14 protein-coding genes are annotated in these 12,951 nt (G+C 36.7%); 5 read left to right on the top strand and 9 right to left on the bottom strand.

What is annotated here, in order from left to right:
• Positions 1-2: 2 nt before the first annotated feature.
• A complete protein-coding gene (locus IGJ23_RS03230; RefSeq protein WP_010738282.1) occupies positions 3-1,505 on the bottom strand; it encodes an ABC transporter permease in 1,503 nt (500 codons plus the stop codon).
• Between the two features lie 141 nt (positions 1,506-1,646).
• On the opposite strand from IGJ23_RS03230, the gene IGJ23_RS03225 reads away from it, so the two are divergent.
• Both IGJ23_RS03225 and IGJ23_RS03220 read left to right on the top strand, forming a co-directional pair.
• Positions 1,647-2,321: a response regulator transcription factor gene (locus tag IGJ23_RS03225; RefSeq protein ID WP_034699806.1), complete on the top strand. Its 675-nt coding sequence runs from the start codon at positions 1,647-1,649 to the stop codon at positions 2,319-2,321.
• 4 nt (positions 2,322-2,325) lie between these two features.
• Complete coding sequence (locus IGJ23_RS03220) at positions 2,326-3,642, top strand: sensor histidine kinase (protein ID WP_034699804.1); 1,317 nt, start codon at positions 2,326-2,328, stop codon at positions 3,640-3,642.
• A gap of 373 nt (positions 3,643-4,015) precedes the next feature.
• Here the strand turns inward: IGJ23_RS03220 and IGJ23_RS03215 are convergent, their stop codons facing one another.
• Both IGJ23_RS03215 and IGJ23_RS03210 read right to left on the bottom strand, forming a co-directional pair.
• Complete coding sequence (locus IGJ23_RS03215) at positions 4,016-5,812, bottom strand: ABC transporter ATP-binding protein (RefSeq protein ID WP_207433066.1); 1,797 nt, start codon at positions 5,810-5,812, stop codon at positions 4,016-4,018.
• Positions 5,812-6,444 carry a MarR family winged helix-turn-helix transcriptional regulator gene (locus IGJ23_RS03210; protein ID WP_207433064.1) on the bottom strand — a complete coding sequence of 211 codons (633 nt, stop codon included), beginning with the start codon at positions 6,442-6,444 and terminating at the stop codon, positions 5,812-5,814. The genes IGJ23_RS03215 and IGJ23_RS03210 overlap by 1 nt, the downstream gene beginning before the upstream one ends.
• Before the next feature lie 369 nt (positions 6,445-6,813).
• Here IGJ23_RS03210 and IGJ23_RS03205 point away from each other — a divergent pair, with 369 nt between their 5' ends.
• The 3 genes from IGJ23_RS03205 (at position 6,814) to IGJ23_RS03195 (ending at position 8,031) form a co-directional block, all read left to right on the top strand.
• The gene (locus IGJ23_RS03205; protein WP_014834224.1) at positions 6,814-6,918 is read left to right on the top strand and encodes a putative holin-like toxin; all 105 of its coding nucleotides are present in this window, start codon (positions 6,814-6,816) and stop codon (positions 6,916-6,918) included.
• A gap of 306 nt (positions 6,919-7,224) precedes the next feature.
• Positions 7,225-7,329: a putative holin-like toxin gene (locus IGJ23_RS03200; protein ID WP_014834224.1), complete on the top strand. Its 105-nt coding sequence runs from the start codon at positions 7,225-7,227 to the stop codon at positions 7,327-7,329.
• A 444-nt stretch (positions 7,330-7,773) separates the two neighbouring features.
• Complete coding sequence (locus IGJ23_RS03195) at positions 7,774-8,031, top strand: hypothetical protein (RefSeq protein WP_010738287.1); 258 nt, start codon at positions 7,774-7,776, stop codon at positions 8,029-8,031.
• 78 nt (positions 8,032-8,109) lie between these two features.
• On the opposite strand, the gene IGJ23_RS03190 is transcribed toward IGJ23_RS03195, so the two are convergent.
• The 6 genes from IGJ23_RS03190 to IGJ23_RS03165 all read right to left on the bottom strand — a co-directional run bounded on the left by IGJ23_RS03190 (position 8,110) and on the right by IGJ23_RS03165 (position 12,939).
• Positions 8,110-8,385, bottom strand: coding sequence for a hypothetical protein (locus tag IGJ23_RS03190; RefSeq protein ID WP_010719838.1), 276 nt, complete (start codon positions 8,383-8,385; stop codon positions 8,110-8,112).
• The gene (locus IGJ23_RS03185) at positions 8,382-8,732 is read right to left on the bottom strand and encodes a type II toxin-antitoxin system RelE family toxin (protein WP_207433062.1); all 351 of its coding nucleotides are present in this window, start codon (positions 8,730-8,732) and stop codon (positions 8,382-8,384) included. Before IGJ23_RS03185 ends, IGJ23_RS03190 begins: the two co-directional genes overlap by 4 nt.
• Before the next feature lie 398 nt (positions 8,733-9,130).
• Positions 9,131-10,210, bottom strand: a complete 1,080-nt coding sequence (locus IGJ23_RS03180; RefSeq protein ID WP_053766139.1) for an ABC transporter substrate-binding protein — start codon at positions 10,208-10,210, stop codon at positions 9,131-9,133.
• Positions 10,207-11,034, bottom strand: a complete 828-nt coding sequence (locus tag IGJ23_RS03175; protein WP_034699851.1) for an ABC transporter permease — start codon at positions 11,032-11,034, stop codon at positions 10,207-10,209. Before IGJ23_RS03175 ends, IGJ23_RS03180 begins: the two co-directional genes overlap by 4 nt.
• Complete coding sequence (locus IGJ23_RS03170; protein ID WP_207433061.1) at positions 11,034-11,840, bottom strand: ABC transporter permease; 807 nt, start codon at positions 11,838-11,840, stop codon at positions 11,034-11,036. The genes IGJ23_RS03175 and IGJ23_RS03170 overlap by 1 nt, the downstream gene beginning before the upstream one ends.
• 13 nt (positions 11,841-11,853) lie before the next feature.
• Complete coding sequence (locus tag IGJ23_RS03165; protein ID WP_010719843.1) at positions 11,854-12,939, bottom strand: ABC transporter ATP-binding protein; 1,086 nt, start codon at positions 12,937-12,939, stop codon at positions 11,854-11,856.
• Between the last annotated feature and the right edge of the window lie 12 nt (positions 12,940-12,951).

The raw sequence follows: 12,951 nt of genomic DNA, 5'->3' as shown, positions 1-12,951 counted from the left end.
AATTAGGAAATCAATATTTTCTTCGGATTCAGTCGTAGAATTCCAGCTGATGAAAGGACAATTGAGAATAAACTAATCCCCAGCCCAATTCCTGCAAGACTTAAAATCTCGGTTGGCTGCATTGAAATATTTAGTTCTTGAATTTCTTTTGATTGTGTAAATGGATTGCTTCCCATTTGACCACCACTAGGACCACCGTTTCCGCCACCAGGTGCTTGTCCTTGGTTACCTTGATTTGGACCGCCGTTTCCTGCCGTATTCGCTTCTTGTCCATCTGCATTTTGCGAAGTTGTTTGCTGACTCAACAACTGGTTGCCGACTGCATTGCCAACAACATTTCCGCTAGCTGCAGCGATCCCTAAAGCGAAGATCATGCAGACAAAAATCTCAACGAAAAATTGTGAAATAACTTTGACCCGTGATTCACCTAATGAAAGTAATACACCGATCTCATATTTACGTTCACGAATCGACAGCATAATAATCAATGTCAAAATAATGACTCCGGCTACGGCTACTAAAATCACGATATTCTTCGCAAAGCTTGATACATTATTCAATGGTTGAAGCATTTGCTGATACATTTGATCATTGGTTTCTAAGCTGAATGTATCCGTATCGATCAATTTATTCGCTGCTTCTACAAAGCTGTCCATGTCTTTGGGATCATCTAAGTTATAAACTGCCGAATCGATCGTTTTTCCTTCCGATCCAGTTAAGGTGTTAACCAGTGTATAAGAAGAAAAAATCGTGTTCGCTGGATTCATAAAGTTGAAGCGAGCACTCATACTGTTGCCAGAATCACTTGTTTTGTAAATACCTTTAATAGTAACTTCAACATCTTTATCATCGGTATCTTTAATCTTAAATTTGTCCCCGACACTTAGATCGTTTGCTTCCGCTAAACTTTGCTCGATCAGTACATTATTCGTCCCTTCATCATCCGAAGTGATTGCCTTGCCTTCAACTAGGCTAGCTGTTCCTGATGAAAAATCACTGTAAGAATTACTTTCGGAAACACCTTTAATTTGGAAATCCCCTTGACTCATCCCACCAGGTGCTTTCTGTCCACCAAATCCAACAGCTTGTTCATCCGAAGATTCCTCTTCACTGTCACTATCACTCGAGATCGGTGTAATCCCTGTGCCTTTATCCGCTGAAGTACTTGCTTCAAATGAATACGATTTAACATTCGCTAATTCTGCGATTTTTTTTGCATCACTCAAGTTGACGGGTGTCTGTTCAAAGCTACCTGGATCTGGGCGACTGCTTTCATCATCTGAATCTGAATTTGATTGCTGTTTGAACATTGCCTCTCGGTTCGTTGATAAGGTGACGGTCGCCCCGACACTTTTTTTCGCATTCGTGGTCGCCAGTTCAGCGCCGCTGCGGATCGTTAACCCCGCTAATACAAAAATTAATATGGCGGAAAAGACGGTGATCATAATGATGCTGCGTCCTTTTTTGGCCCAAAGGCTTTGAATCGCCCGTTTGATATAATTCATTTTGGTTCCTCCTTCATTTGTCTGTTTATAGAATAGGCAAATTGGCTTAACCGAAGCTTAAACGTGACAAAAAAGTTTTTAAGGTTGTTTTAGGAAAGCGTGGTAAACTGAGTAAGTAATAGATGAAAAAGGAGAAAATCAATGATAAACCTTTTAATAGTAGAAGATGAAGCGACACTTTCAGATAATATAAAAGAAATCTTGTCGGATTTAGGTGAGATCACACAGATCTATGATGGGGAAGAAGGCTTATTTGAAGCAGAAACTGGTGTTTATGATCTAATATTGCTGGACCTGATGCTGCCAGGGAAAAACGGCTACGAAATCTTAGCAGAATTACGAAAAAAAAATATCCAAACCCCTGTGCTGATTCTAACTGCCAAAGATGGCCTAGAAGACAAAATCAATGGATTTCAAAAAGGTGCAGACGATTATTTGACGAAACCTTTTTATCGTGAAGAACTGATTATGCGGGTAAAAGCGTTATTGAAGCGTTCGTTAGGATTGTTTTCTGAGAATCAAATCGTCTATAAAAATATTACCTGCAACCTTGCGACGAAAGAAGTAACCATCGACGATGAGATCCTATCAATTCAAGGAAAAGAATTTGATCTCTTGGTTTATTTCATCCAAAATAAGGGCGTGATTTTAACAAAGGAGCAAATCTTCGATCGGATTTGGGGATTTGATTCCGATACGACCATTACAGTTGTAGAAGTATATATGAGTCACTTAAGAAAACATTTGAAGCCGTCAGGTGCAGATCAGTTCTTTAAAACACTGAGAAATGTCGGCTACATCTTACAAAAGGATTAATGCTATGAATACCGAAATATCAAGAAAACAACGACTAAAATTTTTCTTCTTAAATGTAGCCGCTTTTGCAGGTATCTTCCTATTATTAGGATTTATAACTCTACAGTTGCTGCAAAGCTCGGCCTACCGCCAAACAGACCTGTCACTAACTCAAATGGCGGAAAATGAACATCTTATTCAGATGGAAATCAACCGGTACCAACAAAGCAATCCCTTTCTGGCACAAATGCCGGGCGATCAGCTGAGAGAGAATGGACCAGAAGGCAATAATCAGTTCAATACTCAGATCATTTTATGGTCAAAAGAAGGAACGATTCTCAACAAAGACACGATTGGTGGACGGTTCACTGAACTGGAAAATTTAACCTTAGATAAGAAAAATCTCGATTCTGTTCAAGCATTAAGTTTAAAAAATGCAGGCTATTCTAGCCAAAAACTTTCCTTTCATTCGTATACAATCAAAGCAGATAAAGGAGGAGACATCGCCTATATTCAATTTTTAGCCAATACCAATCAAATCGCAGACTCCATGAAAACCTTCAAGACAACACTGATTATCTGTATGGTCGTTTTTTGGCTGATTTCGATTGGAATAAGCTTTTACATTTCAAAAATGAATATGCAACCCATCATGCTCTCATGGCGCAAACAACAGGAATTTGTTGAAAATGCCTCTCACGAATTACGCACGCCACTAGCAATCATTCAAAACAGCCTGCAGCAATTGTTCACCCGACCCAATCACACCATCTTGGAAGAGTCTGAACCAATTGCCCAAGCCCTGAATGAAACACGGCGAATGAAAAGCCTGACTGAAGACCTGCTAACCTTGGCACGCAGTGATTCCAATCAGTTGCTTCTGCAGAAAGAATCAGTTAATCCCAAAGAATTTATTCGTCAATTAGCCCAGCCCTTCCAGGAAATCGCAGAAATAAACGATCAATATTTTGTCTTGGAAAACTTTGCCGATCAACCAGTGATAGTCGACGAAAAACGTATCCACCAAGTTCTAGTTATTCTGCTGGACAATGCGCTAAAATACACAGAAGCTAAAGAAAAAATCGTCCTGCAATCTGAAATCTCCAACGATAATTGGCTGATTGAAGTCAAAAACAACGGGCCATCTATTAGCGATGAAGACAAAAGACGAATTTTTGAACGCTTCTACCGCGAAGACCGCTCTCGTTCTAAAGAAACTGGTGGCTATGGTCTTGGTCTCGCAATTGCCAAACAGATCATCACTCAGCATAAAGGCAAACTGTCCGTAAGAGACTGGGAACCTAGAGGAGTCGTTTTTCAAATACAATTGCCAATGAAATAGATGACAAAACGAATAAATTGTGATCAGATGATAGATTTTTATACCTGTATATAATTCCTTCTCTTTTGTTTCTATACTTTGTGTGACTGAGCCAAAACTTGTCTCAGTCTCTCCTAGTATCTCTAAAAACGAATAAACGGTGAAAAAAAGACACCTTGAAATCCTTTAGAATTAGTTTAACGAACCAATTCATAGGAGGATTCAAGATGTCTGATACTCAGTTTACCAAACATATCCTAAACATTCTAAACCTGATTATCTATTTCGCGGAAAATTGTTTAACCAAATAAAAAGAACAGAAAAAAGTATTTCTTCTTTCTCTTAGATTCTTCGCATTCTTTCAGTAAGATAAAAGGATTCAGCTTTTTAACACTTAGGCAATTTGCAATGTATCAACTTTAAATTGTTCGTCTACGTATTTGGCATAGGTTTTGTGTTTTTGAACAAGCTCAGCGTGTTTTCCTGAACCGGTTACTTTTCCTTTTTCGATAAAGTAGATTTTATCAGCATCCACGATCGTTGATAGACGATGTGCGATCACTAATGTTGTCCGACCTTTCATCAGATTTGTCAAGGCTTGTTGGACTTTTGCTTCTGATTCAGAATCAAGACTTGCTGTTGCTTCATCCAACATCAAGACCTTTGGATCTCTTAAGAACGCTCGAGCGATTGCCAGTCGTTGCCGTTGGCCTCCAGAAATTTTCGTACCACGTTCGCCCACTTCTGTATCTAAACCATTGGGCATCTCTTCCACAAATTGACGTGCATAGGCTAATTCTAACACTTCCCAAAGCTGCTCATCTGTGTAAGTATCCGCTAATCCATAAGTTAAATTATAACGGATCGTTCCTGCCATAATAGCAGAATCTTGGGAAACATAGCCAATTTGACTACGATAATTGGACAACTTGATCTTTTGGATCTCCGTTGTGCCAAATTTGATCGTACCTGCTGTTGGCTCATAAAAACGTTCTAATAAACTGAATGTAGTCGATTTCCCTCCACCAGAAGGACCCGCAAAAGCAATGATCTCGTTAGGTTTAGCTTCAAAAGACACATTCGTTAAAATCGGTTCCTCAGGTGCATCACTATAAGCAAAGTCCACGTTAGAAACACACAATGTTTTGTTCGATAAATCCACTTCTTCACCAGATTCAAAGTCTTCAGGTACTTCATTCAATAATTCTTGTACACGGCGTGTCGAACCAGCAGCTTTTGCCATTTCAGAAAACAATGTGGCAATCGTTGGCATCGCGCCGATCAGATTGAAGAGATACATGAGAAAACTCATCAATACCCCGATCGTCATCGCTCCAATCGCAATACGATGCATTCCATAAGCTAACAAACCAAAGACCATGCTCATAAAAACCATCATCATGATCGGTTGCATTGCAGCATCAAAGACTGCTTCTTTTTTACCAACGCGAAACAAACGATCGACTTCATTTGCTGCCCGTTCTTGTGCTTGTTGTTCAGCATTCGACGTTTTTACTAAACGAATTTCTGACAACGTTTCTGTTGCGATTCCATTGAAATGACTCATAGCATCCTGACGGATATGACTGATCTTTGAACCAAAGGTCATCACAGGAATCATCAATAGGATAACGACGGGAACAGCAATAACCATGGCTAGCGACATATGCCAATCCATTCTGATCATCATATAAACCGTTCCGATCACGGTAATGATGCTCGCAATCGTTTGTGGAAATGTCACAGCCAACAGCTGTTTTACCTGGGACGTATCATTCGTTACTCGGCTGGACATCTCACCCGCCTTCACCGAATCAAAATAGGTGACTTTCAGTATCGTTAATTTATTCCATAAACGTTTTCGCATATTTTGAATGACGTTTTCGCCAAAAATTCCTAAAACCGTCCCACCAATCGCTGAAATTACAGCTGAAAAAACGAACATCCCCACGACTCTTCCTAATAAAGCATAATCGATCCCCTCTTGAAAATGATTAACTAAATTAGCAGCCAATTTAGGAACATAAACTTGCACAGCTGATGAACCTGCTAATAAGATCATCCCAATCGCCAGTAAGGGATAGCGCGGTTTTGTTTGTTTGATTAAACTAAGAAATTCTTTCAAAGAAAATCTTGTATTCGTTTGTTTCATCGAGATACTAACGGGGCTTCCGCCTCCACCTTGTGCCATTATTTTCTACGCCCTTTCTTCCATCCTTCAAAGCCACCGTAATGTCTATCAAATCGTCCATCGAAGGCATCTCGATCAAAGCCACCTCGACCAAAACCACCGAACCCACTGCGATCCATCATCTGTTCACGTGCTCTGCCAAAATGCGCACTCATCTTATTGAATCGTTCCCAACGTTGATCATCGCCGAAAACTTCAGCTAATTTTTCTTGAAATTCAGGACGATTGATATTTTCATTCATTCGTTCAAGATAGGTATTCAATTGTGCTAACTCTTCTTCTGCAAAGCCTTTAAATAAGACATCTTTTAATGTTGTACTGATTGAACCACGCTCTTGCAGACTTTCTCGACCTTTATCAGTAATCTTGACCAAAGTCACTCGGGAATCCGTTGCTGATTTTTCCCGCATGACCGTCCCAGCCTCTTCTAATTTTTTGATGATTTGTGTCACACTAGACGGTTTAATATCTAGCACTTCAGCTAACCGTCCTGCCGTCACATCGTCCTCAGCCACTAATATTTTTAATGTTTCAAAAGCATTGTCTGTCTTTTCTTCCACTTGATAGGCAAAAATCAAAAACGGTTGGTGCGCAATTTCTAACAGATTTTCTAAGATTTCATGATGATTCATAAGATGACCTCCAAAATATTTACTTAGTTTATATCGATATCAACAAAGTAAATGATAAACTATTTATTTTGTTTGTCAACAAATAAACTAATTAAATAGTTAAAAAAATAGTTAGCCAAAAAAATCTAAAATTGACTAACACTAGATAAGTGAGTTGGTTTGTTTTTTTCAATACACATTATCCCTTCTATTTTTTTATTTTCAAACAAAAAAATAGACTCAGTTCTACTTGAATTTTCAAGAAAATAACTAAGTCTATATGCTATAATCATTTGTGACAGTAAAGTTTAATGACGGTGGCTTTCCATTCTGAAAGCGAGGTGGTGCTTATGCACATAATCTCACACTTTAGAGAAAGGAGATGCCTTTTTGTCCGCATACGAGACAATTCAAACCATTCTTGGGTTTGGTATGTTTACCATTTCTTTGATTGGCTTGGTTGTATCTATGCTTAAACATGACAAAAAGAAATAGCCGTCACTTTAGCGAGAAGACTGGCTATTTCTTTTTGAAATACCATTGAATTCGCCACCGTCTTTAGCGGTGCTGTCAAAAGGGAACTGTTGACGCAGTTCCTTTTTTCGTATTTATTATAGCATACCTCTATTCTTCTATTCAATAAAAAACAAAAGAACGATTGTTTTTTTAAAGCAATGATCCCTAAGTCTATATGCTACGATCCTTTATGACAGTAAAGTTTAATGACGGTGGCTTTCCATTCTGAAAGCGAGGTGGTGCTTATGCACATAATCTCACACTTTAGAGAAAGGAGATGCCTTTTTGTCCGCATACGAGACAATTCAAACCATTCTTGGATTTGGTATGTTTACCATTTCTTTGATTGGCTTGGTTGTATCTATGCTTAAACATGACAAAAAGAAATAGCCGTCACTTTAGCGAGAAGACTGGCTATTTCTTTTTGAAATATTTAGTTTAATTGCCACCGTCTTTAGCGGTGCTGTCAAAAGGGAACTGTTGACGCAGTTCCTTTTTGCACGATTATTATAGCATGACTCTATTCTTCTGTTCAATGTTAATTTCTAGCATCTTGATTAAAGATTAAAATTGACTTCTATCAATTCATATAAACACCAAAAATTCTGATATCAAGGCATTTTTGAGTAAATAGATTACTAGCAAACCCTAACTGATCACAGTAGTACGATAGTCAAAGAGGATATTTTTAACTAAATTGATTTATCGTATAGTGTGATAGAGGGAACTAGTTCTACTTACTTATGCAATAAAACATATATAAAGAGTTTTATTTGAAAAAAATATATTGACATTTTATACTTGAATTATCAAATAAAAAGGACGTGAAGATAAATGTCAAATTTAGAACATAAAGAAGAAAAAACTTTAGACAAAATTATTGCTACGGTTAATAAACTGGATAAAGAATTAGACGAACTTGATACGTTATCTGAAAATCCAGAAAAAAAACATAACCTAAAAAAATGGTTAGTTGAACGAAAAGCGATTCATGAAATTAAAAAAATCCTTCATGAAGCTGGTAAATATGAGAAATATGATGAAAAAGAACTTGATAAAGAATTTAAAGAAATTAATGATTTATTACAATAATTGATTTATACGACTCATTTTGAGTCGTTTTTTATTTATAATAAAGCATTCCTTTCAAGAAGATAAAACAAATGAGAGTCATTGTTTAAGTTTAGTTTGTATATAAAGTCTATAGCTATTTTTAAATTCAATATCTGCTATTTTCATTACTTTTTTCATTGCTTCATCTGAAGAGTCAAACTGGTACCTATTCTTTTCAAATCCATCTTCAACTATCGTGTATTGATCTTGGTCATAACAAATAAATACATAGCGATCTTTTTTGAATGTAAGAATTTTTAAAGCGAAACAGTTCTTTGACTTAAATGTTTTTTTCAAAAATTGTTTTAATTGCTTTTTATAAATCATGTTCATTTTATGGCACTTCTACTTTCTTCATCGACTAGCCATTGATTTTTGTTGAGTCGATTAACCAACTTATTTACTTCCTTATCAAATAAAAATTTTTTCAACGTTCGACTAATATAAAAAACTTGCACCTTTTTGCCATCTATTCTAAAAGCAATTCGAAAATCTTCCTTTCCTAAATGGATTTTCATTTCATAAATAGAGTATTTTGCAGATGAATGGACAGGTTTGATGCGATAAAAATTATGTGTCAAATACTCATTCACTTTATATACGATTATTTCTTGGTATTTTTTTGATTGATTCTCAGAAAATACATCGGAAAATTCCTTGCTGAACTCTACAGAGTACATAACTATACCTTCTTTGTTAGATGATTTATGTAAAGGATAGAATACAAATACAATAGAATGTCTCATACATCACAATATAATTATAGTTGATAAAACAACCTATTTCTATTCATATTCATTATATCAACTATAAAAAATAGCCACCAAAAGGCGACTGAAAAATAGGCTTTTATTTGTAAGTTACCTTACAGGCATTAGATTAACCCAACCAATGCCTATCAAAAACATATCATACTTGTTGCATCACTATTTCATCTATTTTTTCTGGTAGAAAAGATAAAATAACACAAAAAAAGCGCCTAAAAAGACGCTTTTGGTAGAAAATTGGAAAACTGAGTATCAGAAAGTACGTGAAATAGACTATTTTAAGCTTGATTTTTCCCCAATTTTATTGAGTCTTACCAGCTTTTCCGATACATCTTGAACTCTAAGAACAAGTCGTTATAGATTCCTAAGAATTTAGGTCCAAGGTCTTCATAAACTTCTAGATGAGAGATGGTTTCATCAGAGGGATAGAATTGTTCATCTTGGGAAATTTCTTTTGGTAAAAGAGCTTTCGCTTTTTTGTTAGGTGTTGAGTAGCCAATGTATTCAGCATTTTGGGCAGCATTTTCTGGTTTCAACATAAAGTTGATGAAATCATATGCGCCTTCTTTGTTTTTTGCTGTTTTCGGCATCACGATATTATCAAACCATAAATTCGAACCTTCTGAAGGGATCACATAATGAAGATGTTCATTTTCAGACATCATATCTGCTGCTTCTCCAGAAAAAGTTACAGCGACGGATGCTTCTTCATTGATCATATACATTTTGATTTCATCAGCTACGATTGCTTTGACATTAGGGGTTAGTTTGTTCAGTTTATCTGCAGCTGCATTCAATTGATCCATCTCTTTGCTGTTCAACGAATAGCCCAAACTGTTCAACGATAGCCCCATCACTTCTCTGGCACCATCGATCAACATCAAACTATCTCTTAATTTCGGTTTCCAAAGATCATTCCAGTGCTGGATTTCCTCTTTATTGAAAACTTTATCATTATATACGATCCCCAAGGTTCCCCAAAAGTATGGAATCGAATAGGTATTTTGGGGATCAAAGTCTAAATCCAAAAAGCGCTCATCAATGTTCGCTAATCCTTTGATCTTGGAATGGTCTAAAGGAAGCACTAATTTTTCTTTGATCATCTTTTGGATCATGTATTCACTAGGAATGGCTATATCATAATTTGTGCCACCTTGTTGGATCTTAGTAAACATGGCTTCATTGGAATCAAACGTTTCATAATTGACCTTATACCCATATTCTTTTTCAAATTTTGTGATCAAGCTAGGATCAACGTAATCGCCCCAATTATAGATCGTAACGATTTTTGCTCCACTCATTCCGCTTGCTTGTTCTAATTGCCGTACACCAAAGAGCAAGACCAAGATGATCACAACGATACCCACAAACAGTGATTGTAATTTTTTCATCGTAAGCGTGCGACCTCCTCACGTCCTCGGCGATTTTTTCTCAGTTTTTTGGAACGATTTTCTTTACTAATAAAATAATAACCGATCACTAAAACCATCGAAAATAGGAACACTAATGCACTTAACGCATTGATTTCTAAACTGATTCCTTGACGAGCACGAGAATAGATTTCTACTGACAACGTAGTGAATCCATTACCTGTCACGAAAAAGGTCACCGCAAAATCGTCTAATGAATAAGTAAATGCCATAAAGTAGCCTGCAATGATGCCAGGAGACAAGAATGGTAAAATAATATTTTTTACGACTTGAAAATTATTTGCACCTAGATCTCTAGCGGCATCAACCATCGAATCATTCATTTCTTGTAATTTAGGTAATACCATCAATACAACGATTGGGATACTAAAGGCAATATGAGAAAGCAAAACACTTTGGAAACCTAATCCAAAGCCTAAAAAAGTAAAGAAAATCAAGAAACTGGCACCAATAATTACATCTGGTGAAACTAATAAAATATTATTCATACTTAGTAATGTCGTTCTTGCTTGACGTTTTTTAGTATAGTAAATCCCCATTGCCCCAAACGTTCCGATAATCGTTGCGATCAGTGCCGATAAAAAAGCTAACATAAAGGTGTTCAATACAATAATGATCAATCGTGTATCTTCAAAAACTGCCTGATAATGGTCCCAAGTAAAACCGGTAAATTTGTTCATGGTACCACCGTCATTAAAGGAGTAGAAAATCAAATAAAAGATAGGCAAATATAATAGTAGAAAAACAATAAAGAGGTAAAGGTAAGACCACTTAAATTTTTTCATCATGCGCGGCCTCCCTTCTTCTTCTCACCTGTCAACAACATCACAATAAACATTGCAATAATCAAAATAACTCCGATCGTCGAACCCATCCCCCAATTTTGAGTCACGAGAAAATGTTGTTCAATTGCTGTTCCTAAAGTGATCACACGATTTCCACCAATCAGTCGTGTCAACATGAACAATGACAGTGAAGGAATAAACACTGCTTGAATCCCACTTTTTACACCATTCAATGACAATGGGAATACTACTCGGCGAAATGTTTCAAAATTATTTGCTCCTAGATCACGGCTAGCACTGATCAATGACGGATTCATTTCTTCCAATGCATTGAATATCGGCATAATCATAAATGGAATCTCGATATAAGTTGCCACAAATAAAAAACTAAAATCGGTAAACAAAATTTGTCTTGGAGCGATCCCTAAAAATTCAAAAAATTGATTCACACTTCCATGGATACTAAAAATACCAATAAACGCATAAGCTTTTAGTAATAAATTCACCCATGTTGGTAAGATGATCAGCATCAACCACAACTGTTTATGTTTTAATTTAGTTAAAAAATAAGCAGTCGGATAGCTGATGATTAATGTAAAAAAGGTGATCAAAAAGGCATACCAAACAGAATTTAACGCCATGAAAAGATTCGTTCTAGACGTCAAAAAAGTAGCATAATTATTTAAAGTAAAGTGTCCATTCATATCAAAAAAAGATTGGTAAATGATCATCAAAACTGGTGCAATCACGAATAGACCAAGCCAGAGTACATAAGGAACAGAGTAGATTCTACGCATTGTTTTCATTGACTATTCCTCCTTACTCTTCATAACTATCAAGTCGTGCATCAAATTCTTCTTCTGATTCATTAAAACGCATGACATGGATATCTTCTGGATCAAAGGCTAGACCAACTTTGCTACCCTCTTTTGCTTTTTTCGTTGAATGAACCGTCCATTCATTTTGTTGCTCATCGTAACAGACAATTTCATAGTGGACCCCACGAAACAGTTGCGTATCAACAGTCACAACCAGTTTTCCCTTATCAGGGGTAGTAATCGTTAAATCTTCAGGGCGCAAGACGACTTCAACTGGTTCATTGGGACGCATTCCACCATCAACACATTCAAATCGTTTGCCAACAAACTCTACAAGATTATCGTCGATCATCACACCATCAACGATATTGCTTTCACCCACAAAATCAGCCACAAAATGATTGATCGGTTCATCGTAGATATCGACAGGTGTTCCACTCTGCACGATTTTCCCCTTATTCATCACAAAGATTTCATCGCTCATTGCTAAAGCTTCTTCTTGGTCATGTGTCACAAAAATAAATGTAATTCCCAAACGTTGTTGCAACTCTCTTAATTCATACTGCATATCCGTTCGCAACTTTAGATCCAGCGCAGATAGAGGTTCGTCTAACAACAATACTTTAGGTTCATTAACGATAGCTCGCGCGATAGCCACACGTTGTCTTTGTCCACCAGACATTTCGCTAATTTCTCGATTTTCGTACCCAGGAAGTTGCACCATGCGAAGTGCATCTTTGACTTTTTTCTCAATATCGACTTTATTCATTTTTTTGATTTTCAATCCAAAAGCGACATTGTCGAATACATTCATATGAGGAAATAAGGCGTAATCTTGGAAAACCGTATTTACTTGCCGTTTATTAGCTGGCACATCATTTAATCGTTTTCCCTCAAAATACATTTCGCCTTCAGTAGCATCTGTGAAACCAGCAATAATTCGTAAAATCGTTGTTTTTCCACAACCCGAAGGACCTAGTAAGGTATAAAATTTCCCTTGTTCGATCTCAAAACTCACTTTCTTCAAAATCGTTTCATCATCATAGCGTTTGACCACCTGATCAAATGAAATAATTGGTTTTCCCACTTTTTAACCCCC

Source organism: Enterococcus sp. DIV1682a, assembly GCF_051711005.1.
GTDB lineage: Bacteria > Bacillota > Bacilli > Lactobacillales > Enterococcaceae > Enterococcus_B > Enterococcus_B hirae.
Note: the sequence above shows the minus strand (reverse complement) of the source record. Positions and strands in the feature narration are given on the sequence as shown.